The sequence below is a fragment of the Pandoraea communis genome (genome assembly GCF_902459745.1).
In the GTDB taxonomy this organism is placed as follows: Bacteria; Pseudomonadota; Gammaproteobacteria; order Burkholderiales; family Burkholderiaceae; genus Pandoraea; species Pandoraea communis.
Window position 1 is genome coordinate 220680 of the sequence record NZ_CABPSJ010000007.1, and the last position, 24798, is coordinate 245477.

Consider the following 24798-nt stretch of genomic DNA (forward strand, 5'->3'; position numbering starts at 1 on the left):
TCCCACGGGTCAGCGGCGTGCCAGCACCCGGGCTGCCGCATCGAGCAAGATGTCGGCATCGGCCGGGGTAAAAGCCAGCGGTGGGCGGATCTTCAATACGTTGCCATGCAGGCCGGTCGCGCTGAGCAGAACGCGTTCGTCGCGCATGGCATTGACGAACCAGTTCGTTTCTTCGCGTGCAGGTGCTTTCGTGGCGCGATCCTTCACCAACTCGACCCCGATGAACAGCCCATCACCGCGGACGTCGCCAATGATTTCGTGCTGCTTCGCCAGGGCACGGAACCCGGCACGCAGACGCTCGCCTGCTTTGGCGGCATTCTCTTGCAGCCCCTCGGACTGAAGGACATCGAGCGTAGCCATCGCGGCCGCGCAAGATACCGGATTGCCGCCAAAGGTATTGAAGTATCGAGCTTCCTCGCCAAACACCTTGATCACTTCAGGTTTGACGACCATCGCCGCGATCGGGTGACCGTTGCCCATGGGCTTGCCCATCGTGACGATATCCGGCACCACCGAGTGACGCTGGAAGCCCCACATGGCAGATCCGGTGCGGCCGAAGCCTGCCTGCACCTCGTCCGCGATGAATACGCCACCGGCCTTGCGAATCACATCGACTGCCTTCGAAAGCACACCCATCGGGTGGCTGAACACGCCATCGCTGGAGAAGATCGTGTCGACCAGCAGCGCGGCCGGCCTGATGCCGTGACGCTTCAGATCGTCCACTGCCGCCCGGACGCGCTCGGCCAGCGCCGTCGCCAGGTCCCCATTCGGTTCGCGATAAGCATCGGGTGCCAGCACGGTACGGACGTCGATCCCCAGCGGAACAGCAGCGCCGAGCGAGGGCGAGACTGCCGCAACAGATGCCGTCACGCCGTGATATGCCAGCTTCGTGACGATGATCCCCGAACCGCCTGTGTGACGGCGTGCCACGCGCAACGCCAAGTCATTCGCCTCACTGCCGGTACACGTGAACATCACCTGCGACAGCTCGGCCGGAAACGTTGCCAGCAGCCGATCTGCATAGTTGAGAATGCCGTCGTGCAGATAACGGGTATGCGTGTTCAGCGTTGCAGCTTGCTCGGCGATCGCGGCAACCACACGGGGGTGAGCATGCCCGACCGACGCGACGTTGTTATATGCATCCAGATACTCGTTGCCGGCCTTGTCGTAAAGGCGCACGCCCTTCCCGCTGACGAACTGCACGGGACGCTCGTAGAACAGGCGGTACGACGGGCCAAGTAGTTTGCGGCGACGCTCGATCATCTTCTTTTCATTGGCGTCCAGCCCTTCGACCTGGCTGGGGTCGAACGCATTGAGCATCGCTTCATCCATTGACATGCTTGCACTCCTCAAACGTTTCAATGGCACGACGAATCGTGCCGGCAGTTTCATTTCTCGACATTGTCGAAATGCGCAGCAGACCATCCCATGACAGCGGGTTGTTGCGCAGGATGTATTCGCGGTTCTCGGGATGCAGCGTTGCACGCCATCCGGTAATTGCCACGGTCGTCAGCAGTCGCGTGGCAATCAGGTCCGGCAACAGATCGATTTCCTCGTCGGTCAGCGGGTGGGTCGCGTGGTACCCGGCAATGAACTCACCGGCGCTGATCAGCGGATTGCCGGTCGGGGCCAGTTGATAGGCTGCAGCGACGCCCACGTCGAACACCAGCGGACCGATGACGATATCGCCGAAGTCGAGGATGCCGGTCACCTTGTCGTGGCACACCGCGTCGACCATGACGTTGTATGCATTCAGGTCGTTGTGAATCACCTGACGCCGCAGGTGCACCAATTGCGGTCGAACCTCATGCGCAAAACGGTCCATGAGACGTTGCGCGAGCTTGCGGCGCTCCCCGTCCTCGATGAACGGCAGCAGCCCACGGAGCTGATCAGCCCGTTGTGTGTCCCACAGGAACGTCTGATACGGCTGTTCGATGTCGAAGCCCGTCAGTGCCATGTCGAGCTGTGCCAACGCCCGGCCAAGTGCAATACGTTGGGCGGTGCTGCGCTCCACCTTGTAGAGCGGCACGCCCGGCAGGAACGTCATGAGTCTCACGGCGTGACTGGCGCCGGTCCGATCCGTATGCCAGTGGATCAGTTGTCCATCCTTGGCCCGGACGATGTGCGGCACCGGTAACGCGTTGGTGGCCGCCATCAGCCGCCCCTGCACCTTCGTCTGAAACATCGTGACCTCGCGCGCTTCTGCCGGATGGGTCACCTTGAGCAGGTAGTCGACGCCAGTGCTCGTCTTCACCTGGAAGTTCTGGTCGCGCTCGCCAGTCAGCGCGGTGATCTCGCCGTCAACGTCGAATACGTCGCGGGCGACCTCCCGGACCTGTGCAAGGCTCCATTTTTCTACTCGCGTATTAAGTACTTCATCTGCCATGAATTCGAGATTTTCGTGCTTCATTGCCGCTTTTCCTCGAGACCACACCAACCTGCGATGAAGAGCGCGAGCGTCTTGGTTACCTGTTTGAGCGACGCCAGATCGACGGCTTCGTCATAGCCGTGAGGCATACGGCACCGGGGGCCGTAGACGATGGCCGGCGTGTCCGCATACAGACCGAAGAACCGTGCATCGGTCGCTGCGGACGTCGCGTGTTCGAGCAACGGCTCACGGAACACCGATTCATGTGCCAGGCGAAGCACCGACTCCACGTCTTCGGCGTTCTCCAATGCGTACCCATCCGCCATAAAGCCGTGATAGATGACGCGTGGCGGGTGATCGCGAAGGAAGTCGTCGCCAGCGGCAGCTTCTGCGATGAATGCTTCGATTTCGGCGCGCGTGTCGGCCAGACGCTGCCCCGGATAGACGGCCACGCGCATGTCGAAATTGCACCAGGCAGGCACACTTGACGGCCAGTCACCACCGGCGATCTTGCCCAGATTGAAACGGATGGGGTGCGGATGGTCACAGAAGTGCTTGTGGTGCACCTTGCGGTCATTCCATCGGGTCTCCAGCGTTTTGAGACACTCGATGAGGTACATCGCCTTCTCGATCGCGTTGGCACCACCACCGGAGAATGCAGCCGAGGCGTGCTGCGGATCGCCCTCGACCTGAACCTGAAACCAGATCGGACCGACTTGTGCACGCAGCAGTTTGGGTTCGAGCGGTTCCGGAATGAGGGCAGCGTCGGCCCGATATCCGCGGGCGAGACACGCCAATGCACCATTGCCGGTGCACTCTTCCTCCACCACAGACTGCAGGAAAACATCGGCCGCCGGCTGAAAGCCGATGCGACCCAACGCATCCATGGCGGCGACACAGGCCAGCAATCCGGCCTTCATGTCGCCGGCGCCGCGCCCGTACATCCAGCCGTTCACGATCTCGGCGCCGTAAGGGTCCCTTGTCCAGCGATTCGTCGGCCCTACGGGCACGACGTCGATGTGACCGTTCATGATCAGTGAGCGCCCTGTGCCACTATGGCTCCGATGCGTGCCCACGACATTGATCGCATTGTCATAGGAGACCGCGACCGGTGAGAAGCCGGGCAACGCACGGATCTCGTCAACATCGATCTTCCAGGAGTCGACGTCATAGCCACGGTGTCGATAGACATCTGCCATGAAGGCTTGAGCCTGTGATTCCTCGCCGCGCTGGGAGGGGATCTTTACCAGATCCGCCAACAAGGCCACCTGCGCATCGAACCCGGCGTCGACGGCAGCACAAAGTGGGTCCTTCAGCATTTCGGACAGTCGGGATTCGACATGGGTCATGCTGCACCTCCCGTCGCCGTCACGAGCGCATTCCGAAGCACATCGGACAACGCCAGTCGGCGTGATCCCCCCTTTTCCGTCTCGCCGATGTCTCCGAGGCGCATCAAGCGCTCCCAAGGACGATCTCCATTGACTTTCAACTGCATGTCCGCTCCGCGTATTCACACACTCAAAGAGGACTTAATATTATTTTTTTTCCAAAATATCCTGTATAGCCACTTTGATGTTTTTCTTATGGACGGTCGCGGATGAGTCGATGTCCTGCCGGTGGAAGCAGCGGGACGCCGGTACATCGATGCCATTCCACCGATGCTGGACCGGAAGATGACCCGGGCAATGCTGCAAGGGTAAGCCGTGTGATGACCTCAAACGGAACAGGGCTGTCGGAGACAGCCCTGTGAACAACCCGCTTGCAAGAAAAGAACGCTCCGGTTTCGCGGCGCGATCCAGTGCTGGGTTTAAGCGAATTTCTCCTTCATGAACGCCAAGATATAGGGTGTAGCAGCGGCTGCGACGCTCGAAGCCGTCGACGGGTCAATGCCCATCCGGCTCGCCAACGCTTCGGCGACCCGGCCGGTCAGCATCCCTGCCCCGCCGTCCTCCAGTGACTTGAAGAAGCCGTCGCCGCGCACCAGACCCGCCGCAAACCCTGCCAGGAAACTCTTCCCCGAGTGTTCGCCCATCAAACCGCCGCCGCTTTGTTCGTCGGCGCTGCTGTGAGCAGCTTCGGCCGCCTGACTCAACATTTGTTGTGCGTCGTCGCCGCTGATTCCTTGGGCCGCCAAGGCCTGCGTTGCCTGGTTGCCATGCTCGGAGGCGAGAAACTCGGAAACCAGTTGCTGAACGTCCATGTAACACCTTTATGCAAAGGGAATGATCGAATGCCCCGCGTGGGGCGGACGCGACATCCCCGGCCGGACGCCGGTTGTCGCTATCGAAACTATATGAACTTCGTTCCACAGGGGCCAAGGGAATTCGAGTCACGATCGCAAGATCAAGGTTTCGAATTGTTACTGGACGACCGATTTTCGTCTCGGCGGGGGTGTCGCCCGCAACCATCCGGTATCGACACAGCCGCTGACGAAACCTGCGACCGGCGCACTCGCCGCCTTGATCTGCGCGGAATTGAAGCCCCTGCGGGTGGCCTCGCTATTTATCCGCTATATCGAGATCAAGACGCACTGCCGCCAAGGGAGCTATCTCAGGGCTATCGACGAATTCTTGGCGTTTCGCGCGCTTTCGAATAGCGGTCTTCCTTGTGTCGCCAGCCATGCATCGAAAGTCAGCAGCGTACCGAACTCTTGGTTCAAAGCGGCAACGTTCGCCCGCCCCGCCAGTCGTCCATCGTCAAACAGTGCGGCAAGGCGCCCAAGGAAGGGACTCTGCGCGAGCAAGCTGTCCGAAAACCGGTGATAGGTGATCCGGGCTTCGGCAGCACGGCTCAAGCTGTTCTGCAGACTTACCCCCGTGAGCGTGTCGCCAGCGATTTCAATGGTTCGCGCCGCATTCCGTTCCGGGGCTGCGAAGATTTTCGCAACGATCTTTCCGATATCGCTGACCGCAATGACTTGACCGGGCTGGTTCATGCGAAGAAAGAACGTGAACTGATCCTCCTCGAGGCCCATCCCCGGCAGCATCAGCAACTCCATAAAGGTCGAGGGACGCACAATAGTGCTCCGTATCGGCAACTGTCGAATGTGCGCCTCAATTTCCGACTTGCTGTCGAAGTGGCCCATGCCCGTTGCCACGGGCCCGGCCGCGTTGACCGAGTTGTAGACAAGATGCTGCACCTTCGCTCGCATGGCTTCGTCGGCGATTGCCTTCCCATAGGCAACTTCCTGATCGTCGGACACGCCGTAGGCAGCCCCCTGCCCAGAACTTGGCTGAACACTGAAAACACCGTACGCGCCCTCCATTGCGTGCCTGATCGAATTGCGATCCGCCATGTCGCCCTGCACGATTTCGACCCCCATCGAGACCAGCGACTGGGCCTTGTCGCCATCCTTGTTGCGTACCAGTGCCCTCACGCACCACCCATCGGCACTAAGGGCCGATGCGACTGCCCCACCTTGCTGACCGGTCGCGCCAAATACGAGCACTGTCGGTCTGTTGGGCCGGGTATTCGGGGCCGTCGGCTTCACTGTTCGATCCATAGAACTCCCTCAACATCTTCATTTTCAAGGAGTCTTTATGGTATACATTTGATACCTGAATGCAATTACGCACCGCAAAGCTACCAAGTTTCCTGGAGTATCCCAACCGATGGCTGCGTCATCCCATGAAGAACTCGAACTGAATCGTTTGGTGCTTGAAGAGATCACCACGAAGTGGACGTTGCTCGTTCTCGATTCTCTCTGCGGTGGACCGATGAGGTTTAATGCCATACGTCGGGCAAACCCCGGCGTTACGCAAAAAGCACTGACGCAGTGCCTACGTCGACTTGAATACAACGGCTTTATCAATCGCACCGTCGTGAGCACCGCCCCCGTTGCAGTCTCTTACGAGATTTCACGTCTTGGGCGTTCGCTCGAACCTCAGTTACGCGCGTTGTTGCATTGGGCGGAGCAGCATCGAGACGAGGTCCAGGCTGCGCGACGGGTATTTGTCGCGCAGCAAGAGCACCCGCTACCGACTCGATCGGGAGTGGAAGACCGGTAGCCGCGCCGGTGGACTTAGCGATCGGACGCTACGGTAGTAGTACGTGCTGCGCGCTTGCTTGACTGGGTCAAAGCTAGTTCGTTGCCGTACGAAACGCGAGTGAGTTCGATTATTCGAGCGCCAGTAGCGCCCGCCTCCCCCGAAACCGGGCAAAGACCGTCTTTGCCCTTGTCCGATAGCGTACCGACGAGATCGTCAAACTTATTTAACGTGACACAGACAACGGGTCAGTCTCTCTCGGCGGGTATCGTGCCTCTAGATCGCATAGCACTCCATAAGAATCAATCGCTTTGGGAGAAGCTGGGTCCCGGCCTGATTACAGGCGCGGCAGACGATGACCCGAGCGGCGTTGCCACCTACTCGCAGGTGGGCGCTGCATTCGGGTATGGCTTGTTGTGGACGGCTTTGCTCACGTATCCGTTCATGATCGGGATTCAGATCGTTAGCGCCCAAATCGGACGCGTTACCGGTGACGGTATCGCTGCAAACGTTCGCAAGCACTACCCCGCCTGGATCCTGTATGTCCTCGTCGGACTCTTACTCGTGGCCAATACGATCAATATCGCAGCGGATGTCGGTGCGATGGGCGCGGCATTGAAGCTGCTGATCGGTGGTCCGGCGGTCTGGTACGCGGTCGCGTTCGGCGTGGTTTCGCTCACGTTGCAGGTCTTCATACCGTTTCCGCGTTACGCCCCGATTCTCAAGGCGCTGACGCTGGCGCTGCTCGCTTATGTCGCTACGGCTTTCAGCGTCAAAGTTTCGTGGGGGGCCGTGCTGTATCGGACAGTGGTGCCTGACGTGTCATTCCATATCGGCTACATCGTGGCAATAGTCGCGGTATTCGGCACGACCATCAGCCCTTACATGTTCTTCTGGCAAGCCTCTCAGGAGGTCGAAGTTCAACGCGCGACGCAGGGGCAGGAGCCGCTTATCGAGGCGCCATCGCAGGCTTGGCGAACTTTGCGACGCATCAGGCTCGACACCTATATCGGTATGGCGCTCTCGAACGTGATCGCCTTTTTCATCATACTGACGGCGGCAGTCACGCTATATCAGCATGGGGTCAGAGATATCCAGACCTCGACACAGGCGGCCGCCGCCCTTCGCCCCCTGGCCGGGGAATTTGCCTTTCTGCTGTTTTCCGCTGGCATTATCGGATGCGGTTTGTTGGCAGTGCCTGTGTTGGCCGGGGCGTCTGCCTACGCGGTGGCCGAGGCCTTCCAGTGGCGCATTGGCCTAGGGCGCGAAGTCATGCAGGCACGGGGCTTCTACGCCATATTAACGCTCGCGATCCTGCTCGGCGTCGCCCTGAATTTCACCCCCATCGACCCCATCAAAGCGCTTTTCTGGAGCGCCGTGATCAACGGTGTGATTGCCGTCCCGATCATGGTGATCGTGATGTTGATCGCGGCAAGGCCAGACGTCATGGGGAAATTCACGATAAGCCTGCGTCTCAAGGCGCTGGGGTGGTTGGCCACGGGCACAATGGCCAGCGCCGTCGTCATCATGTTCGCCACATGGGGACGGTGAGACGGCGGCGAGTCTGGAAGTACGCTCTCTCAAGAGACGCGTCGTCGGATCTTGCTCCCCCGGATACTCGACAATCGCACGATAGCTGTCGATGACGCTGCGCTCTGCCATGAGACCGGTGTCCACTGGGAGTTGCACGCCGAAGAGCGCGACGTGATTGCCATGCTCTGTGAACGCCGGTTTCGGCGTCTGTTCGATATCAGACACGATGCCGGTGCCCTGCAAGTCTCTCTCTTCGTACGCTCACGTACCGACCATCGTCGCCGTTTTGCCTATCGTGAAAAGCGTGATGGAAACTCAGGACGTGAATTCATTCATATCAAGGCCTGAAAATCACGGGCACGGACAATGATCATGAGAGACCACAAACACTTGAGCAAGCGAATGATTGCGCTGCATCTGGCAATCCGAGAGACGCGACTGTCTTTGATCAGACAGGAGCGAGATCTGTATCAGGCGGCAGTTCGCGTGTGGGAGGAGGAAGGCGGACGATCGTCCCTACGACTACGGGGCATGAGTTTTTCGTTCTGGGTGTCAGAACCCTCTCCGTAGACTCCAGCGCGCGCTCATTCCCGAGGCTCAAACGTTTTGCCTGTCGGCGTCACGAGGCGTCCGTCCGGTATCGCTCATCGCACATGGCGACGGAGAAATTACGCGCCCATATGGCGAGTGCAGGGCTCGGCCTGCAAATGAGAATCGGGCGTCGCCGATAGCGGCGAATGCGTCGTAATCGCCCCCCTTGGGAGATCGATATGAAACATCAATACATCTTGCGGCTTTGCACAGCCTTCGGGCTGACATTGAGCGTGGGCGTGGCAATGGCGGCGGAAGTCTTGCCGCCAACACAGCAGTCCGGCGCGGTGACGTACCTGTCGGGGGGGATCGGACTGGAGCAATCCCTGGCGATCAAGGATGCCATGCACAATTACCCGCTCGTTCTGACCTTTGTCGGCAGGACGGCAAACAACGGCAATGAATATCTCTCGGATATCCCCGTAACGATTTCAGATAATCGTGGAAACATGATTCTGACGACGCAGTCCGATGGACCGTTCATGCTGGCGTCGCTTCCGGATGGGCGCTACACGGTTACGGCGAGTTACGAGGGCGTCATGAAAAAGCATGCCGTCAACGTCTCAAGTCGCGCCCATGCTCATCAAACGTTTCTCTGGTCTCGATAATCAGCGCTCACGGGTAATAATCACCGGTGTCCCCGAATGCATCGGTAAGGACAGCCGCCCGAGTTGCGGTGGGAAAGCGGCAGCGGGCGCGATAGAGACAGCGGCAAATCAAGCCTCGGACCTGTCCCCGACGCTGGCGTTCTTTCTCCTGGTTAGTGGCGGCACGTTCAAGCAAAAGCTCGTGCATTTGGCGGGACCATCGCTAGCCAAGAAGATTTTTTGGGGGGGGCTCTGGGGAATTGCCGGCATGCTGCGGAGCATCCCGATCATCGTCATTGACCGCCTGGCCAGCGGGGTACGGCAGCGACCAGTACCAACTCAGTCGCTCAAGGCCGCGCCGTAGTGGTTCCTGACAGAGACATCGGACTTCGGCAGCACTCAGCGTCACGAGCCGGATCAGAAGTCCACGGCAGCCGAGGCGTAGAGTGTGCGCGGCGCTCCCAGAGACAGGGTTCCGTATGACGCCACACCGGACCAGTAATGACGATCGAACACGTTGTTCACACCAACGCGGAACGTCGTGCTTTTGCCGACAAGCTTCGTCTTATATCGCACCCCTAAGTCGACGGTTGTCCAGGAAGGCACCGATTGGGTGTTGGTCTGGTTGACATACTCGTCGGCGGTGTACGTCAGTGCGCCGGTCAGTGTCATGCCGGGTACCCACTTCACGTCCCACTCCACACCCGCATTCGCCATGAGCTGGGGCACGCCGACGGGGCGTTTGCCTTGTGTTGCTGCATTCGGCGTCTTGGTCAACTGTGCGTTCAGCCAGGTGAGGCCACCGATCAGGCGCAGCCCCGCGTATGGCTCGCCCGCCATCGTGAGTTCCAGACCGCGATTGCGTTGCTCGCTGTTGACGCTAAACACGGAGTTGCTGAGCGAACCGCTCGGTTTGGTGATCTCGAATGCCGCGAGCGTTGCAATCACGCCGCCCATTGCGACCTTGACGCCCACTTCCTTTTGCTTGGTCTTGTACGGGGCAAACACCTCGCCCGCGTTGCTCGCCGTGGTGGGGGCCACATCGCCTTTACTCAAACCCTCAATATAGTTGGCGTAAAGTGAAACATCTTCCGTTACCTTGAACAAAATGCCCGCCAGCGGCGTGATGGCACGCTTGTCGTAGGCCGTCGAAACGGCGCCGGAGACAGCGTTGTAGTTGTTCGAGCGGACCTCTTGGCCGCGCACGCCAAGCGTCAATTGCAATCTGTCGGCGAACAGCCCGATCGTGTCGGCCAGGGCAACGCCCGACAGCGTAGAGGTCGACCCCAACGGCACGCGCGTGGGGGCACGGATGAACTGCTCCGGCCTATCCACCGGGGCGTAGATATTCGATAGCAAGGCCGTGCCGGCGTTGGCACCCGATGCGACCCGGTCGGTGTAATAGTTCGCTTGCACGGTCACGGCGTGCGAGATGTCGCCGGTATGGAAGGTTCCCCGCACACCGGTATCCAGCGTCGTGCGGTTGACCTGAAACTTCCAGTTCTGCGGAGTCGCCGAAGTGTTGCCGAACGTGTCCAGAATGGTCGGTGTGGGTTCCGAAAGGCGCGCCACGTCGGATTTTGCAGTGCCCGCATCGGCGAACACCGTCACGTTATCCGACAGGTCGTATTCAACGTGCGCCAGTGTCGAGATATCGTTGGACTTCCACCAGCCCCATTTTTGCGTCACGTTTCGCGCACCGCTCGGCGCAGACGGTACCTGAATCCCGGCGGCGACGAGAAATGGCCGGGTGGGCGCATCGACCCATTGGTACTGCTCGATCACGTCAAGCGAGGCGCGCAGACGTGTGCCGCGATAGTCCAGTGACAGCGCGCCGACTTCGGCACGCGAGGACTGATTGTCCAGTGCGGTGCTGCCTTGGCGGTGCAAGTCATTAAAGCGAATGCCCCACTGACGTTCGTCACCGAACCGGCGGCTGACGTCGACCGCAATGCCGGCTTGACTCTTGGTGGCGTAGTCCACGGTGACCCGCGTCAGATCCCTCGCCAACGCTCGTTTGGGCACGATGTTGACCACCCCTCCCACGCCACCGTTAGGCGACATGCCATACAGCAAGGCGGCAGGGCCGCGCAGTATTTCCACGCGATCGATGTACTCGGTAAAGAGGTGATAGTTCGGCGACACCCCATACACACCGTCGAACGCGACCTCTGACAAATTCCCCTCGTTGATCGGGAAGCCGCGAATAAAGAAGGAGTCGGTAACGCCGCCGATTTGGCCGGTGAATCGCACTGACGGGTCCGAGTTCAAGACCTCTGCAAGGGTGACGGCTTGCTGATTTTCGATACGCTCAGACGTGTAGCTGGTCACCGAAAATGGCGTCTCCATGGCGCTCTTGTCGCCCAGTATCCCCACGCGCCCTCCCCTGGCGATCTGCCCGCCCGATGCTGGCGCCGTATCGCTCAACGCGGATGCACTTACCGTCGTCGCAGCCAGTCGACTGTCACTGGGCGAGCCATCAGCCGCCGGTGCGGCACCGGCCGCCAATGGAGCTTGCGCGAGCACCCCTGAAGAAAACGCGGTGGCCAGGACCATGGCAAGGACGTGAGGCTTGGGTGCCTTAACGCCTCCATGGAAGTGATTTCGCCGTTTTGCATCATAGTGCTTCGTTTGTACTGACATGGCACGCGCTACTGGTAGAAGAATAGTTGTCTGCCGGACAGCGCAGCTCGTGTTGGCGACGCACAGTCCGGCAAGGAAGAAGAGCTAAAGGCAGGGGCTGCCGTCTGGTCGAGTTCAGGCGAACGGCGGATGGGCAAGGTGCATGCTGCCGGTGGCCATCAGGGCGCAGGCAATGACGCGCAGACGCTGGCGCGCCTGGAAAGCGGTAGACATACGTGTGTTCCGGCAAAGATGCAGCGGCTCAAGTGCCTCATGCACTCGGCTACGATTCGGTTTTATTGATAATGAGATTAATTCTCATTAATTGAATGGAGTGTAGGCAGCTTCGAACGAGCTGTAAATACTCCTAAGTAACTTCTCAGCGACTGTGGTGTTTTGCCAACATCAGATTGAGCGTTGGCGGAGAAGATGGCGATATCCAGCGCGCGGTAGCATTTTTCTAATAAATATTAATGCGCCACGTTCGTTGGTATCGATCAGGCGAAGCGGTCAATACACCGATGCCACGCCCGATGGCCGGTGCTTGAAGCGCCGGTGCACCCAGTAGTACTGCTCGGGAAATTTGACGATCTGTTCCTCGAGGAACGCATTCATGCGTCGCGCGTCGACCTCGTCGTTTCCTGACGGGAAGTGTGCGAGCGGATCGAAAATCGTCAGCTTGTACCCTTGATAATTCGGGAGCACCTCCGTCACGAACGGCACAACCCGTGCGCGGCCCAGTCTGGCCAGACGCGAAACGGCCGTGAGTGTGCAGGCGGGGACCCCGAAGAACGGGACAAAAACGGAGTTGTCGACGCCCTGGTCCATATCCGCCGCGATCATGACCGGTTTGCCGGAACGCAGCAATCCCACGATCTTCTTGGCACTGGTCGCGCGCTCGATCATTTCTGCGCCGAATCGGCCGCGTTGCCGCTTCGCCAGATCGCATAGGCCCGCGCTGGACATACGTGTGTAAAGCGACGCAACGGGAAGGTGCGTCGAATAGAGCATGCACCCGACCTCAATGCCTACAAAGTGAAAACCCATGAAGATGGTGGGCGGAGCGGCCGGGTCGTCGAGATCGATCTTGCTGTCGAGCTGAACGATATTCTGAATCGACTGCGCGCTGCCAAACCACTGGATGCCCCGCTCGAGATAGCTGCGGACAACGTGTCGGAAGTGGGTTCTTGCAAGCTTCTGATGCTCGAGGCTGGTCTTGTCGGGAAAGCAAAGGCGCAGGTTCACGAGGACGATATGCTTGCGGCGGCTCGGAAGCGCATACAAGACCGTGCCGACGACCATCCCGAGTCTGGCGACAAATGAATACGGAAGTACGGAAAATACGCGTAGCAACGCCACGATGAGCGCAAGGCTGAGGCGTTTCAAGGCGTGTTCCCTAAGGGGGGTGAGTTGGGAAGCGAATTCAGACGCCAGGCCGGTGACCGTTTTGCTCGTCACCGCTTCGTGGAAATGCCTTCGCTGGAGATACTGACCGTGTGTCGCACAACACAAGTTGTGGTGATGTCCCGGACTGCGGCGACTCGCGAACTCACACAGTGTAACAGGTAGTTTGAGCGCGACCTAACCTAACATTCTTGAGATGAGCGATCGTCGAGCGTGCCGCCGCCGGTCTCGGTCCGATCCGCCCTCCTCCGGCTTCCTGCAGTAGATAGCACAACGCCGGCCCGGAAAGGCCGGCGTTACCGTTTGACCTACAGTGCTTGCCGTCGAACGGTCGAGCGCATCAGTCGAGCGCCACGCGCGACATCTCGCGGCTCTTGAGCGCCGCCACCAGCGAAATCAGGCTGATGACGATCACGTAGCCCGCCGGGGCCAGCTTGGAGCCGGTCGCGGCAATCAGCCACGTCGCGATGAACTGCGCAAACCCGCCGAACACCGAAACGCCCACGCCGTAGACGATCGCCAGACCCGTCGCACGAATATGACGCGGGAATACCTCGGTAATCATCGTCACCGTCGTCACCGAGATGAACACGGTCGGAATTGTTAGCACCGCCGCCACGACCAGCAGACGCGCTGTATCGGGCGCCGCCGTCAGCCAGACGAATGCCGGCACGATCGATGCCAGCAGAACCACACGAGCAATCGTCACCACGCGCTTGCGCCCCCAACGGTCGCTGGCAATACCGGCGGCCGCAGCCAGAGCCATCTGCAAACCGCCTGCCACGAACGATGCCCACAGCCCGCTCGACAACGACAGCTTGAGCACGCCCACGCCATAGTTGGTCAAGTAGTGCAGAGAGATATAGTTCGACGAGGTCGCACCGGCCGTCATCAGAATGCCCAGTACCAGCGCACGGCGATGCTCGCCCAGCACCTGTGCCGCCGGGCTGCGCGCACCGCGTTTGGCTGGCTCGACTTCATGCGTCTCGTCCAGATGCTTGCGGATATAGGTGCCTAGCGGTATCAGCGCCAAACCGATCAGAAACGGCACGCGCCAACCCCATGCGAGCAACTGCTCGTGCGACAGCGACGCGCTCAGCACCAGCCCCACCAGCGAACCAAGCAGTGTGGAGAACGCCTGGCTGAACAACTGCCAGCTTGCGAACAGGCCACGATTGTTGGCGTTCGCGTATTCGAGCAGCATCGACGTGGATGCGCCCACTTCCCCACCCACGGCAAACCCCTGCACCAGACGGCCGGCGATCAGCAACATCGGTGCCGCCATGCCTATCTGCGCATATGTCGGCACCACCACGAAAACCGCCGAGCCTGCAGCCATCAGCCACAGCGTCAGCGTCATGGCAGCCTTGCGGCCATGACGATCGGCATAGCTGCCGATCACGATGCCGCCCAGCGGACGCACCACGAAGCCCACACCGAACGTCGCCAGCGACAGCAGCAACTGCGTGAACGGCGTGGCTGCGGGGAAAAACAACTTGCCAAGCACGGTCGCAAAGTACGTGTATATGGCGAAATCGAAGAACTCCAGGCCGTTGCCAACCGTAATGGCAACGATCTTCTTCGTGAGCGACGCCGGACGCACGCTCGCCTTGACCGGCGCGGTCTGTGCCGCAGTAGTATCGAGACGCGTCGTCATGCCTTGTTCTCCAGACTCAGGAAACGCTCGACCAGACGCGTCCAGTACGTTGCGCCGATCGGCAGCAGCGCATCGTTGAAATCGTAATGCGGGTTGTGCACCATGCAGCCGCCCTCGCCTTCTCCATTACCGATGATGAGGTAGCTACCCGCGCACTTCTCCAACATGAATGAAAAGTCTTCACTGCCGGTGAGCGGTTCGAAGTCTTCCATCAGGCCCTGCGGGCCCAGCCAGTCCAGCGCCACCTGACGCGCGAACTCGGTCATCCCGGCGTCGTTGATCAGCGCCGGATAGCGCCAGCGGTAGTCGATCTCGGCACGCGCGCCGAACACGGCAGCCTGCGCATTCACCAACTCGACGATGCGCTCGCGCAACTGCTCTCGCACCTGCGGCGTGTGCGCACGCACGGACAGGCGCAGCTCGACGGTGTCTGGAATCACGTTGGGCGCGTCGCCGCCGTGAATCGCGCCGACTGTCACCACCGCCATGCGACGCGGATCGACGTTGCGCGACACGATCGATTGGAGCGCCACCACGATGTGCGATGCCACCAGCACCGCATCGACGCTGGCATTCGGCATCGAACCGTGACCGCCGCGACCGTGCACCCGAATGATGACCGTATCCGAGGACGCCATCGCCGGCCCGGCGCGAAAACCGATCTTGCCGACCGGGAAGCCCGGCATATTGTGATACGCGAACACGGCGTCGCACGGGAAGCGCTTGAACAAACCGTCTTCGATCATCTTCTTCGCACCGGCCAGCCCCTCTTCCGCCGGCTGAAAAATCAGATGCAGCGTGCCGTCGAAATCGCGCGTCTTCGCCAGATGGCGGGCCGCCGCCAGCAGCGTTGCCGTGTGACCGTCGTGGCCGCAGGCGTGCATTTTGCCGGTATGCCGGCTGGCGTAAGCCTTGCCGGTCGCTTCCAGGATCGGCAGCGCGTCCATGTCTGCACGAATGCCCAAGGTGCGCGGGCTATCGCCCACCTTGAGGGTGCCGACCAGACCGGTGCCCCCGATGCCGCGCGAGACGGTATAGCCCCATTCCGTGAGCTTGTCTGCCACCAGATCGCTCGTCTGAAACTCTTCGTAAGCGAGTTCCGGATGCGCGTGAATCTGATGACGCAGCGCACGCATGCTGGCGTCGTGTTCGAGAATGTCGGCCGGGATGTCGGCCTCGATCACCGCCGGAAAGGCGTACTCAGAGGTGTCGTGGGGCATCGTGTCTCCAATTCAAAAATGACAAGAAGGCGAACGCGCGGTGCGTTCGCCTTGAACAACGGAACATCAGAAGCGGTGCGTCACGCCCAGCGCGGTCACGAACACGTCTCGCCCGGCGCTGGTCTGCGCGTTATCGAGCGTGAGCGCCGACGCGCCGCCGTTGTCGATCCAGGCCATGCGCGCGTACAGGGCCGTACGCTTGGACAACTGATAGTCGTAGCCGCCCAGGGCGCCGAACGCATGGTTGCCGCCCCCGGCAATCAAGCGCTCCAGCACCGACAGCTTGAACACGTGCGGGCCGACGGGCACGGTGGCGCCCACCAGATACGTGGTGGCGATGCGACCCGATGCGACGCTCGGCACGATGCGGTTGTAGGCCAGCGACAGCGTGGTGCCGCCAATCTTGTACGACAGGCCCGCGCCATAGTGGTCCGTGGCTTGCGACAGTTCGTTGCGCACCACGTTGTATGACAGGCCGGCATATAGGCGCTGGCCTTCGTACTGCGCGAGGTAACCGGTGTAGTGCGCTGGCGCGCCGCTCGCGGTGGCCGTACTGAAGCCGTACAGCGCCTGCCCGGAGAAGCCGTTCATGTCCGGCGTGGTGTAGCTCACGGCATTGGCCACGCGCGAATCGATGGCCGTCGCGTTACCGCCCAGATCCGACGTGCCATAGGCCAGGTTGGCCATCAGCGACAACTTGGTCAGGGCATACGGATCGACCTGCGACGATAGCGGGAAGATCGTCGGGAACTGACGGCCGAGCTTGAGCATGCCGTACTGGCGCGAGATCAGCCACACGTTGGCTTCCCGGTTGAAGAGGGTATTGGTCGATTGCAGCGTGCCATTGTTGGCGTTAAAGCCCGATTCCAGCCGGAAGCCCGACGCGAGACCTCCGCCCAGATCTTCCGTGCCCGTGAAACCGAAACGCGAGGTCGAGCCCGCGCCGCTGCCGACCTGCGTTGAGCTGCCCTTGCCGCCCGAGTCGTAGCTGACGTAGTTGTCGACGGCGCCATACAACTGCACGTCAGCCTGCGCGGCGGTGCTGACGATGGCCAGCAGCGTACCGGCGGCAACACCAGTCAGAGCGGTACCGGCGGTGCGGCGATGCGAGCCGCGTGCGATGGCGTGGATGGGGGTTTGGCTCATTGGGCTCCTATGCGTATGCCTTATTGGCCGTCGACGGCGGCCTTGTTTGTAAAACGTTTATGTCCGGCTCATGAAATTTCGACGCATGGTAGCCACGTCGATTTGCATCGGATAGGCAACGCCAAATTTTCGTGTCAACCGCAGGTTGACGCCCATGCCATGCCAGTCGATGATTCAATGTCACGGCTCGGACTCGTCCGACCCGGTCCCGGCCCCTTGGATGCCCTTGCCCCCTATGCGCGAATCATGTCCTCCGATCTGAAACTGCATCAACTCGAATGTCTCGTGGCCGTGGCCGATCACGGCAGCGTGCGTACGGCCGCGAGTCGGCTCGGACGGTCACCGACCGCTGTCAGCAAGGCATTGCGGGAACTGGAGCAATCGATGGACGTGGTGCTGATGGAGCGGCGCGCGGATGGTGTGGCGCTCACGCCTTCCGGCACCTCCCTGCTCTCGCACGCCCGGTTGATCCTCGGACAACTGAGCCGAGCGAGCGAAGATGTGGTGCGAGGGGCCGCCAAACGCGGGGGCACGATTCGCATGTCTGTCACCCCCTGGTTGATGCATGGGGTAATTCCGGCCGTCGTGCGCGCGTTCCGGGAACAACGTCCGGACGTCCAACTCGACATCGCCGAACACCTCGGTGGCGACTATCCGGCCGTACGCAACGGCCAGTTGGATTTCGCGTTCGGCCCGAGCCCTGACGTGGGGCAGGAACGCGCGTTGGAAATCCGGCCGATCTATACGTATTCGTTCGCGGTGGTCTGTCGCCCAGGGCATCCTGCGGCGAACGCCCGCACGATTGCCGACCTGGCCGGCTACGACTGGCTGCTTAGCCGGTCGATGGAGCGCACGGCGCAGGCCATTCGGGCGTTGGTGGAAAACCAGCGCGACGAGGCCGTGCAGCGGTGCCACTTCGCACGGTCCGTCAACGCAGCGCTGGCCATCGTGCGCTCGACCGACATGCTCACTGCCGTACCCTGGCCGTTGATCGAGACACCGGACATGCGCGACCGCTTCGTCGCACTCGATTTCGATGCGATTACCGACGAAAGCACGACATGCCTGATTACCCGCCGCTATGAGCCGCTGCAAGGCCCGGCGCTGGCGTTTCTGGAAACGTTCTGGCGAGTAGCACGGGAATTGGCGGCCTCCCCCGACGGTCCGGCCCGCCGCATCTTCAGCATGGTGGAACCGGCGGATATCTGATCCGTCGGCCCCTGCGCAAGCCCTTGACATCGGTCAACGTCCAACCGCCTCCAAGAGACCATGCTGGAGGTGAGGACGAACCGCGCGGCCGAGTGATTGGTATGCACTTCCTGTGCAACGACTCCGCAGTTCGCCGCCACGCCAATTCCGGCCGCGCTCCCTAGCGAGGGGGCGGCCTCCTGTGGAGGATAGTCATGTTCAAGTGCGCCCGCTTTTCCTTGATGTTGCCCCTGCTCGCCAGCTTATGGATGGCCGGTGGAGCGTCAGCCGCACCGGCATCTCAGCCGGAAAAGCAACCCGGCATCTCGTACATCACGGGAGGCATAGGTGAAGATGAGGTCAAAGAGTTTCGCGCAGCGGCCTCGAAATACAACCTTCGCATGACGTTCGCGTCGAAGGCGGGAAACTATCTTTCGGACGTGGATGTCATGATCGCCGATGCCGGTGGGCGGACGGTCCTTGCCGTTCGGACCGAGGGGCCGTTCCTCTTCGTACGGCTTCCTGCCGGTTTCTACCGGGTTTCGGCACAAACACCCCGAATGTCGGAATACCGGAAGGTTCAAGTGCCCGCACGTGGCGGTGTGAACCTGAACTTTTCCTGGGATGCCCCCGACTATCCGGGCGTCATGAAACTCTGCAAGGGCTGCCGGAAACCTCGTCCCTGAACGTGACGGCGTTTCCCCAAAGGCAGGCCCCTGTGCGCGACGTCTATGCACACCTAGGATCCCGACGATAATTGGGCACCTGCGCTCCCGTGACTGCTACTGAAGTTGGCTCCGTTTAGGGACGATATTGCATGAATGACCTTCACGACCCGCATCCTCAATCTGAGCCGCCGGCGATCGTCACGCGCCGGCTTTGCAGGCGATTCGGCGATCTCGTTGCGCTTGACGACCTGTCCCTTACGGTGGCCAAAGGTCAGATATTCGGTTTGCTCGGCCCGAATGGTGCAGGCAAAAGCACAACGATCAAGATCCTCACGACGCTGCTCCGTGCAAGCTCTGGAGGCGCCGAAGTCGCGGGCTTCGATGTGACGACGTCCCCCGTCGAGGTGCGTCGCCGGATCGGCTATGTGCCGCAGTTGCTGTCCGCCGACGGTGCGCTCACGGCCCGGGAGAACCTGACGCTGTCGGCTCGCTTGCACGGCATTTTCGGGCAGTTGCGTGTCGATCGGGTGCATGAGGCACTTGCGTTTGCCGGCTTGCTCAATTCGGCCGATCACCTCGTACGGACGTACTCCGGCGGCATGATTCGACGCCTTGAGATTGCGCAGGCCACGCTGCATCACCCGGAAGTTCTGTTCCTCGATGAGCCGACGATCGGTCTGGACCCCGTCGCACGTAAAACCGTCTGGGAGCGCCTCGAGCAGCTCCGCGCCGACCACCAGGTCACCGTTCTGATGACAACGCACGACATGGAAGAAGCCGACGTCCTTTGCGACCGCCTGGCGATTCTCCACGAGGGGCGCATGGCGGCGGTTGGACGTCCCAGCGAACTCAAGGCTGCGCTCGGGCCCAACGCCGATCTGAACGACGTCTTCGCCCACTTCAGCGGTGTGGTCATCGAACACGGCGGGAGCTATCGAAACATCCGCGAAAGTCGCGGCACCATTCAACGACTGGGGTAACCAATGTTCAGCGCGCTATATGAAAGTCTTGCCGTGGCAGACGCTGAAGTGAGAAAACTGCGGCGTGATCCCACCGAACTGCTCTCGCGAGCGATTCAGCCTGTGTTGTGGCTAGTGGTATTCGGTCAGGTATTCAGTACCGTGCGCGGCATTCCAACGGGGCAGCTGCGGTATCTGGACTACATGGCGCCGGGAATTCTAGCGCAGAGCATCCTCTTTTCTTCGATTTTCTACGGCATCGCCGTCATCTGGGAGCGCGATCTCGGCATCGTGCACAAGCTACTTGTCACGCCCGCGCATCGCACCGCGTTGGTATTCGGCAAAGCGCTCGCCGCCACGCTGCGTGCACTGGTTCAGGCACTGGTCGTCTACCTCATTGCCGCCGCGTTGCACGTCGCGGTTCGGCTTGAGCCATTGGCGATCGTCATGGTGATTTGCAGCGTATGTATCGGGGCGTGCATTTTTTCCACGTTTTCCTTGGTGATCGCCTGTCTGGTGAAGACGCGCGAGCGCTTCATGGGAATCGGGCAAGTCCTCACGATGCCGCTGTTTTTTGCCTCGAACGCCATTTATCCACTGGATCTGATGCCCCCGTGGCTGAAGGTGCTTGCGGCGATGAATCCGCTGACCTACCTGGTCGACACACTGCGAAGCGGCATGATCGTCGGCGGCGTAAGCCACTACCCGCTGACCACCAGCTTCGGGGTCATGATCGCCGTGTTCGCCGTGTTGCTGATCGTCGGCGCGCGCCTGTATCCGAACCTCGCTACCTGACGGCGCATCGAGTCAGCCGACATGCAGGCATGCGAGCACCTCGTCATCGCTAACCTGGGCAAAGCTCCGATAAAATTCGCCCACCGCGCCAAATTCGGCGGGGCTGTTCAGGCACACCACTTCGTCCGCGTACGAGGCAAGCTCATGTACGGCGTCTTGGGGGGCGACGGGCACGGCGCACACCAGACGCGCCGGCTCACACTGTCGCACGGCCTGCAACGCCGCGATCATGGATGCCCCGGTGGCGACCCCGTCATCGACGACAATGACCACCCGGCCACGGGCGTCAATGCTTCTGCGCCCCGGCGTGAGACAAGCCCGTCTCCACCGTAGCGTTTCGAGCTGCGCTGCCCGCTCATGCTGGATATAGGCGCTCTCCACGTTTCCCATCCGGGCATATGGCGTCAGAAAGGTCCGTCCGCTTTCGTCCACGGCGCCAATGGCGAGCTCTGGATTTCCCGGCGCTCTCAGTTTTCGAACCAGAACAACGTCCAGATCACCGCCCAACACATCTGCAACGACGGCCGCGATGGGCACGCCGCCGCGCGGAACCCCAAGGATCAATGGGAACTTTCCGGCGTAATGACTCAGCGCCCTGGCTAGCTGACGCCCGGCGTCCGCCCGATCGAAGAATTGACGCATTGACCTTCTCCTCGGCTTGCTGTGTTTAACCGTTGGCGATCTCGATGCCCTTCCGACGCCCGAGAGGCGAAAGATGTTTCATCGAGTCCGGAAAGCGATCGGCGTCCCACGGCATGATGCAAACCGATGACGTTAGCAGACACAGTGCGGCACTTTCGGCATAGGCTCAGACGATCAACCCAGGCTGCACATGGCCCGCACGCTCGCGTGCTTGTTCGTTGCGAATCAGTGTCGCGAGCATATTCCAGTCTTCTGCCAGTGCCCCCAGGATGTCGTCGAGCGAAACAACGCCCACCAAGGTGCCGCCATCGAGCACGGCCAGACGCCGGACCCCATGTGAGAGCATGGATTGCATCGCGTCGCTCACGCTATCTTGAGTGCCAATCGAGATCAGGCCCGGCGTCATCACGTCGGCCACGGCCGTTTCGCAGGGATCATGGCCGGAGGCGGTCGCGTCTACAGCGATATCGCGATCCGTCAACATGCCGATTGCGCGCGCGCCGACCGGGGTGGCTTCGGTGACGATCAACGCGCCGACATGCTTGTCGCGCATCTGAACCGCCGCGTCCTGCAATGTGCATGAGCATGGAATATGTACCGGCTGACGCGAATAGATGTCTTCGATCTTCATTCCGTTTCTCCTGAATTCAGTGTTGGCCGGCGTCATCCGGAAATCACGGCATCGCCCGTCTGATCGACAGTTCAAGCTTGGCATTCATTCGCAAAGTTGTGTTGTCGCAAGTCAACGCCCCGTTACATGCGACATCCAGCGCGACGGGGCGATTCATGCGCGAATGCAGGTCGCCAACGGGCTGGAAAGAAGCCTGAGAGCGGGATTTGTACTGCCTCACTCTTGTCCGAGGCAGTGCGAGTTGACTTGGGTCATGGCGTAAGCCGCCTATGGGTCTATAAATGTGAGACATCGCGCGTGCGAGTCGTTGCGTCGGACCTGCGCTCAATATCTCAAGCTGATACGGGAGTTTCCATGTCTTCGTTGCGGCAACACTACAAGGAATTCATTATCGAGGCCCAGGCAAAGCTCGCAGGACTGGGCGGGTATACGGTGCCAAGCGGAGAGCGGCGATACATACCCGTCGCCGTCCTGCGTAGCATCAGCGTGAAGGGTAACGACGGCTTTCGCGAAACGCCGTCGCAGGACGCCGTTGTGATACAGATCACATTGAGCGATCGACTGGATTCAGACCCGCACCGCGCATTACGGTGCGCCATCAGCTATGCGCGCCGCGTCATCGACGGGATGACACTTCCCGAATTCAACGGTGGCTTCGCGGCCACGGGACTCGTTGCTTGTCCCCAAACCCTCCATTAACCGTCGGGCAGAACCGCCATGACGCAGCTCATCGTTCTCGTGAATGTTGTCGCATTCCTGCTCCAACTCGCTGTAGGAGATGCGTCCGTGAACGCGTTGGCGCTTTGGCCACTAGCTCCTATTTCACCGGCTGCGGCAGCCGCCTCCCTTTCGCCCTACGCGCCCTCGCAATTCCACGTATGGCAATTGTTGACCTATAGCCTGCTTCACTCTGGATGGGTTCATCTCGCATTCAACATGTGGGGCCTCTATCTCTTCGGGCGGGACATCGAAAGCGAACTCGGCTCCGCACGCTTGTTGATGCTGTATGTCGGCAGCGTCGTTAGCGCGGGGCTCACGCAACTGATCGTCACGTCGTTCATATTTCCCTCGCCATACCCGACGGTGGGCGCATCAGGCGGGGTATTCGGATTGCTGCTCGGGTTTGCGGCGCTGTTCCCACGGCGAACGGTCGTTCTCCTCATCCCGCCAATCCCCATACCGGCCTGGCTGTTCGCCACGCTCTATGGTGTTGCCGAGCTGGCGATGGGCGTTTCCGGATCGCTTAACGGTGTGGCGCATTTCGCCCACCTGGGGGGAATGCTGGGGAGCGCCATGCTCATGCTGTATTGGCGGCGCCACAAGCCTGAGCAGCGAGCCGAGTGGTGAGACAGCCTACGGCCACGATGTCCTGGACGCTGGCCGGCGGCTGTGCGAGTCGGGTGGCGTGACCTAATCAGGTCTGAAGGCCTGACGCGCCGCCATTCAAGGCGAGATGACCGAGTGCCCGATCGTTTGGGCAAGCACCGGGATTTCGTCCTCGTTCAGCGACATGGCGTTGGCAAGCAACCGATGATTCAACCAGCCGCGCACGACACATGCCAGTCCGGCCGCCGCGCAATAGAGCGAGACGTTTTGCGCAATGGCGCCGATAGCCACGCCTGCGAACGAGTCGCGCTGTGACTGCGGGAGTTGGTCTGCGCGCGCATGATTCACGACATACACCAGATCGAGCGGCGCTTTGCCGACAAAGTCCTGATAGCCCGTGAGATTTCTTGCGTCGACAGCATGTTTGAGACGCAACTTGTGCGACACGGGCTCGTACCGGTACACCCCCTCGGGCAGCGCGGCGTAAACGTCGATTTCGTTCACGCCGTGCGCAGACGGTGCGGTGCGCCCCCCGGTGTCCGCGCGATTGATGCCGTCCGCAGCCCATAGAATGTCGCTGAGTTGCTGGCGCGACAGCGACGTCTGCGCGAATTCCCGCAGGCTTTGGCGCCGTGCGAGTGCAATCATCAACGGGGTGCTCCCCTTGAGGTCCGGAGGCGGAAGATCGATGATGGCCGGCGATCCGATCGCGGCAGGCGCCGTTGGCGTGCCCGGTATGATGTCGTACGGGGGATGGTGAGCTTCGTTCATTGTCTGAATCCTCGCTGGAGCGCGCCGAATCCGGCGCAGGGCATTCACGGGTCAGGGCCGATGCCAGCGCACGCGCAGTTCTGCTTCTGCGTGCCCGTAATTGAAGTCGATCTTACCCCCATAGGCATGATGAATCGCGGTGCCGATGTCCCGCGCGATGTGCATGCCGGTCGTCGTGATGGCGGTGCCCGTCTCATCGGACGTGATGGCCATCACGCGCTCCATGGGGTGCTCCCGATGCAACCGCTGCGCCCGATTGCGCACCAGCCCCAGAATCTCCGCGCGATGCGCTGCCTCGAACTCCCCTTCCAAAGCGATGCGGGCGGCTGGTACACCATCGGCACTGCGGTGGCACGCGGAACATGTGAGCGAGGCCGCGTCGGGTGGTGCCACACGCCATTGCCAGTGCCCGCGCAGGAAAACCGCATGGCAGACGGGACACGTCGCCAATGCGGGCGCCGCATGAGGTTGCTTGTAGCTGTCCGGAACGTGCGCATCGGGAAGGTGGTCCCACCTCGCGGGCCGAACCATGGCTGACCGGGCTCTGACTTTCATGGTGTAACTCCTGGATATGCTGGTGCAGGCTTGCGTCGAATACACGGCATGTGAGCGAGGGGCACGCACGGCAACAATGCTGTTGCTCATCAGACTGACTCGCTACATGTTCAACAGTAGACGATGATGACCAACGCGATTTGGCGTAG

The 24798-nt window shown here is 60.8% G+C and carries 25 protein-coding genes; 11 read left to right on the plus strand and 14 right to left on the minus strand.

Annotation, left to right across the window (positions count from 1 at the left end):
* Nucleotides 1-9 precede the first annotated feature (9 nt).
* The 5 genes from PCO31110_RS22535 to PCO31110_RS22555 all read right to left on the minus strand — a co-directional run bounded on the left by PCO31110_RS22535 (nucleotide 10) and on the right by PCO31110_RS22555 (nucleotide 5816).
* Nucleotides 10-1338: an aspartate aminotransferase family protein gene (locus PCO31110_RS22535; protein ID WP_150691425.1), complete on the minus strand. Its 1329-nt coding sequence runs from the start codon at nucleotides 1336-1338 to the stop codon at nucleotides 10-12.
* Entirely contained in the window at nucleotides 1325-2410 is a 1086-nt protein-coding gene (locus PCO31110_RS22540; protein WP_150691426.1) for a phosphotransferase, read from the minus strand. Before PCO31110_RS22540 ends, PCO31110_RS22535 begins: the two co-directional genes overlap by 14 nt.
* Entirely contained in the window at nucleotides 2407-3717 is a 1311-nt protein-coding gene (locus PCO31110_RS22545) for an ArgE/DapE family deacylase (protein ID WP_217427295.1), read from the minus strand. Before PCO31110_RS22545 ends, PCO31110_RS22540 begins: the two co-directional genes overlap by 4 nt.
* Before the next feature lie 458 nt (nucleotides 3718-4175).
* A complete protein-coding gene (locus PCO31110_RS22550; protein ID WP_010804243.1) occupies nucleotides 4176-4568 on the minus strand; it encodes a hypothetical protein in 393 nt (130 codons plus the stop codon).
* 345 nt (nucleotides 4569-4913) lie between these two features.
* A complete protein-coding gene (locus tag PCO31110_RS22555) occupies nucleotides 4914-5816 on the minus strand; it encodes an NmrA/HSCARG family protein (protein ID WP_217427296.1) in 903 nt (300 codons plus the stop codon).
* A 163-nt stretch (nucleotides 5817-5979) separates the two neighbouring features.
* Between PCO31110_RS22555 and PCO31110_RS22560 the strand changes: the two genes are divergently transcribed.
* The 5 genes from PCO31110_RS22560 (at nucleotide 5980) to PCO31110_RS22575 (ending at nucleotide 9429) form a co-directional block, all read left to right on the plus strand.
* Nucleotides 5980-6375, plus strand: a complete 396-nt coding sequence (locus PCO31110_RS22560; protein WP_010804241.1) for a winged helix-turn-helix transcriptional regulator — start codon at nucleotides 5980-5982, stop codon at nucleotides 6373-6375.
* 249 nt (nucleotides 6376-6624) lie between these two features.
* The gene (locus PCO31110_RS22565) at nucleotides 6625-7905 is read left to right on the plus strand and encodes an NRAMP family divalent metal transporter (RefSeq protein WP_150691428.1); all 1281 of its coding nucleotides are present in this window, start codon (nucleotides 6625-6627) and stop codon (nucleotides 7903-7905) included.
* 153 nt (nucleotides 7906-8058) lie between these two features.
* On the plus strand, nucleotides 8059-8235 hold the full coding sequence (locus tag PCO31110_RS25785; protein WP_174979707.1) for a hypothetical protein: 177 nt from the start codon (nucleotides 8059-8061) through the stop codon (nucleotides 8233-8235).
* 422 nt (nucleotides 8236-8657) lie between these two features.
* The gene (locus PCO31110_RS22570; RefSeq protein WP_150691429.1) at nucleotides 8658-9086 is read left to right on the plus strand and encodes a carboxypeptidase-like regulatory domain-containing protein; all 429 of its coding nucleotides are present in this window, start codon (nucleotides 8658-8660) and stop codon (nucleotides 9084-9086) included.
* The gene (locus tag PCO31110_RS22575; protein ID WP_150691430.1) at nucleotides 9055-9429 is read left to right on the plus strand and encodes a hypothetical protein; all 375 of its coding nucleotides are present in this window, start codon (nucleotides 9055-9057) and stop codon (nucleotides 9427-9429) included. Before PCO31110_RS22570 ends, PCO31110_RS22575 begins: the two co-directional genes overlap by 32 nt.
* Before the next feature lie 53 nt (nucleotides 9430-9482).
* On the opposite strand, the gene PCO31110_RS22580 is transcribed toward PCO31110_RS22575, so the two are convergent.
* The 5 genes from PCO31110_RS22580 to PCO31110_RS22600 all read right to left on the minus strand — a co-directional run bounded on the left by PCO31110_RS22580 (nucleotide 9483) and on the right by PCO31110_RS22600 (nucleotide 17114).
* On the minus strand, nucleotides 9483-11621 hold the full coding sequence (locus PCO31110_RS22580; protein WP_246189940.1) for a TonB-dependent receptor: 2139 nt from the start codon (nucleotides 11619-11621) through the stop codon (nucleotides 9483-9485).
* A 576-nt stretch (nucleotides 11622-12197) separates the two neighbouring features.
* Complete coding sequence (locus PCO31110_RS22585; RefSeq protein WP_150691432.1) at nucleotides 12198-13073, minus strand: lipid A biosynthesis lauroyl acyltransferase; 876 nt, start codon at nucleotides 13071-13073, stop codon at nucleotides 12198-12200.
* Nucleotides 13074-13431: 358 nt separating this feature from the next.
* Complete coding sequence (locus tag PCO31110_RS22590; protein WP_150691433.1) at nucleotides 13432-14748, minus strand: MFS transporter; 1317 nt, start codon at nucleotides 14746-14748, stop codon at nucleotides 13432-13434.
* Nucleotides 14745-15968 carry a M20 aminoacylase family protein gene (locus tag PCO31110_RS22595; RefSeq protein ID WP_150691434.1) on the minus strand — a complete coding sequence of 408 codons (1224 nt, stop codon included), beginning with the start codon at nucleotides 15966-15968 and terminating at the stop codon, nucleotides 14745-14747. The genes PCO31110_RS22590 and PCO31110_RS22595 overlap by 4 nt, the downstream gene beginning before the upstream one ends.
* Before the next feature lie 66 nt (nucleotides 15969-16034).
* Entirely contained in the window at nucleotides 16035-17114 is a 1080-nt protein-coding gene (locus tag PCO31110_RS22600) for a porin (protein ID WP_010804234.1), read from the minus strand.
* Nucleotides 17115-17360: 246 nt separating this feature from the next.
* On the opposite strand from PCO31110_RS22600, the gene PCO31110_RS22605 reads away from it, so the two are divergent.
* The 4 genes from PCO31110_RS22605 (at nucleotide 17361) to PCO31110_RS22620 (ending at nucleotide 20724) form a co-directional block, all read left to right on the plus strand.
* A complete protein-coding gene (locus tag PCO31110_RS22605; protein WP_174979709.1) occupies nucleotides 17361-18323 on the plus strand; it encodes a LysR family transcriptional regulator in 963 nt (320 codons plus the stop codon).
* A gap of 194 nt (nucleotides 18324-18517) precedes the next feature.
* Entirely contained in the window at nucleotides 18518-18988 is a 471-nt protein-coding gene (locus PCO31110_RS22610) for a carboxypeptidase-like regulatory domain-containing protein (protein WP_010804232.1), read from the plus strand.
* 131 nt (nucleotides 18989-19119) lie between these two features.
* The gene (locus tag PCO31110_RS22615; RefSeq protein ID WP_150691436.1) at nucleotides 19120-19950 is read left to right on the plus strand and encodes an ATP-binding cassette domain-containing protein; all 831 of its coding nucleotides are present in this window, start codon (nucleotides 19120-19122) and stop codon (nucleotides 19948-19950) included.
* Between the two features lie 33 nt (nucleotides 19951-19983).
* Nucleotides 19984-20724 carry an ABC transporter permease gene (locus PCO31110_RS22620; protein ID WP_246189941.1) on the plus strand — a complete coding sequence of 247 codons (741 nt, stop codon included), beginning with the start codon at nucleotides 19984-19986 and terminating at the stop codon, nucleotides 20722-20724.
* Nucleotides 20725-20736: 12 nt separating this feature from the next.
* On the opposite strand, the gene PCO31110_RS22625 is transcribed toward PCO31110_RS22620, so the two are convergent.
* Both PCO31110_RS22625 and PCO31110_RS22630 read right to left on the minus strand, forming a co-directional pair.
* Nucleotides 20737-21366 carry a phosphoribosyltransferase gene (locus PCO31110_RS22625; RefSeq protein ID WP_150691437.1) on the minus strand — a complete coding sequence of 210 codons (630 nt, stop codon included), beginning with the start codon at nucleotides 21364-21366 and terminating at the stop codon, nucleotides 20737-20739.
* 166 nt (nucleotides 21367-21532) lie between these two features.
* A complete protein-coding gene (locus PCO31110_RS22630) occupies nucleotides 21533-21997 on the minus strand; it encodes a CBS domain-containing protein (RefSeq protein ID WP_010804228.1) in 465 nt (154 codons plus the stop codon).
* Between the two features lie 354 nt (nucleotides 21998-22351).
* Here PCO31110_RS22630 and PCO31110_RS22635 point away from each other — a divergent pair, with 354 nt between their 5' ends.
* On the plus strand, nucleotides 22352-22696 hold the full coding sequence (locus PCO31110_RS22635; RefSeq protein WP_150691438.1) for a hypothetical protein: 345 nt from the start codon (nucleotides 22352-22354) through the stop codon (nucleotides 22694-22696).
* A gap of 18 nt (nucleotides 22697-22714) precedes the next feature.
* On the plus strand, nucleotides 22715-23344 hold the full coding sequence (locus tag PCO31110_RS22640; RefSeq protein WP_150691439.1) for a rhomboid family intramembrane serine protease: 630 nt from the start codon (nucleotides 22715-22717) through the stop codon (nucleotides 23342-23344).
* A 96-nt stretch (nucleotides 23345-23440) separates the two neighbouring features.
* Here PCO31110_RS22640 and PCO31110_RS22645 read toward each other — a convergent pair whose 3' ends face one another.
* Nucleotides 23441-24094, minus strand: coding sequence for a nitroreductase family protein (locus PCO31110_RS22645; RefSeq protein ID WP_150691440.1), 654 nt, complete (start codon nucleotides 24092-24094; stop codon nucleotides 23441-23443).
* 51 nt (nucleotides 24095-24145) lie between these two features.
* The gene (locus PCO31110_RS22650; protein WP_036662840.1) at nucleotides 24146-24649 is read right to left on the minus strand and encodes a BCAM0308 family protein; all 504 of its coding nucleotides are present in this window, start codon (nucleotides 24647-24649) and stop codon (nucleotides 24146-24148) included.
* Nucleotides 24650-24798: the final 149 nt, after the last annotated feature.

Excerpts from the sequence above, each read along its gene's own strand:
- PCO31110_RS22540 (WP_150691426.1), bottom strand. The coding sequence starts at position 2,410 with ATGAAGCACGAAAATCTCGAATTCATGGCAGATGAAGTACTTAATACG.
- PCO31110_RS22650 (WP_036662840.1), bottom strand. The coding sequence starts at position 24,649 with ATGAAAGTCAGAGCCCGGTCAGCCATGGTTCGGCCCGCGAGGTGGGAC.
- PCO31110_RS22640 (WP_150691439.1), top strand. The coding sequence starts at position 22,715 with ATGACGCAGCTCATCGTTCTCGTGAATGTTGTCGCATTCCTGCTCCAA.
- PCO31110_RS22590 (WP_150691433.1), bottom strand. The coding sequence starts at position 14,748 with ATGACGACGCGTCTCGATACTACTGCGGCACAGACCGCGCCGGTCAAG.
- PCO31110_RS22635 (WP_150691438.1), top strand. The coding sequence starts at position 22,352 with ATGTCTTCGTTGCGGCAACACTACAAGGAATTCATTATCGAGGCCCAG.
- PCO31110_RS22605 (WP_174979709.1), top strand. The coding sequence starts at position 17,361 with ATGTCCTCCGATCTGAAACTGCATCAACTCGAATGTCTCGTGGCCGTG.
- PCO31110_RS22580 (WP_246189940.1), bottom strand. The coding sequence starts at position 11,621 with ATGGTCCTGGCCACCGCGTTTTCTTCAGGGGTGCTCGCGCAAGCTCCA.
- PCO31110_RS22630 (WP_010804228.1), bottom strand. The coding sequence starts at position 21,997 with ATGAAGATCGAAGACATCTATTCGCGTCAGCCGGTACATATTCCATGC.
- PCO31110_RS22575 (WP_150691430.1), top strand. The coding sequence starts at position 9,055 with ATGCTCATCAAACGTTTCTCTGGTCTCGATAATCAGCGCTCACGGGTA.
- PCO31110_RS22560 (WP_010804241.1), top strand. The coding sequence starts at position 5,980 with ATGGCTGCGTCATCCCATGAAGAACTCGAACTGAATCGTTTGGTGCTT.
- PCO31110_RS22600 (WP_010804234.1), bottom strand. The coding sequence starts at position 17,114 with ATGAGCCAAACCCCCATCCACGCCATCGCACGCGGCTCGCATCGCCGC.
- PCO31110_RS22645 (WP_150691440.1), bottom strand. The coding sequence starts at position 24,094 with ATGAACGAAGCTCACCATCCCCCGTACGACATCATACCGGGCACGCCA.
- PCO31110_RS22610 (WP_010804232.1), top strand. The coding sequence starts at position 18,518 with ATGTTCAAGTGCGCCCGCTTTTCCTTGATGTTGCCCCTGCTCGCCAGC.
- PCO31110_RS22545 (WP_217427295.1), bottom strand. The coding sequence starts at position 3,717 with ATGACCCATGTCGAATCCCGACTGTCCGAAATGCTGAAGGACCCACTT.
- PCO31110_RS22615 (WP_150691436.1), top strand. The coding sequence starts at position 19,120 with ATGAATGACCTTCACGACCCGCATCCTCAATCTGAGCCGCCGGCGATC.
- PCO31110_RS22535 (WP_150691425.1), bottom strand. The coding sequence starts at position 1,338 with ATGTCAATGGATGAAGCGATGCTCAATGCGTTCGACCCCAGCCAGGTC.
- PCO31110_RS22570 (WP_150691429.1), top strand. The coding sequence starts at position 8,658 with ATGAAACATCAATACATCTTGCGGCTTTGCACAGCCTTCGGGCTGACA.
- PCO31110_RS22550 (WP_010804243.1), bottom strand. The coding sequence starts at position 4,568 with ATGGACGTTCAGCAACTGGTTTCCGAGTTTCTCGCCTCCGAGCATGGC.
- PCO31110_RS22625 (WP_150691437.1), bottom strand. The coding sequence starts at position 21,366 with ATGCGTCAATTCTTCGATCGGGCGGACGCCGGGCGTCAGCTAGCCAGG.
- PCO31110_RS22595 (WP_150691434.1), bottom strand. The coding sequence starts at position 15,968 with ATGCCCCACGACACCTCTGAGTACGCCTTTCCGGCGGTGATCGAGGCC.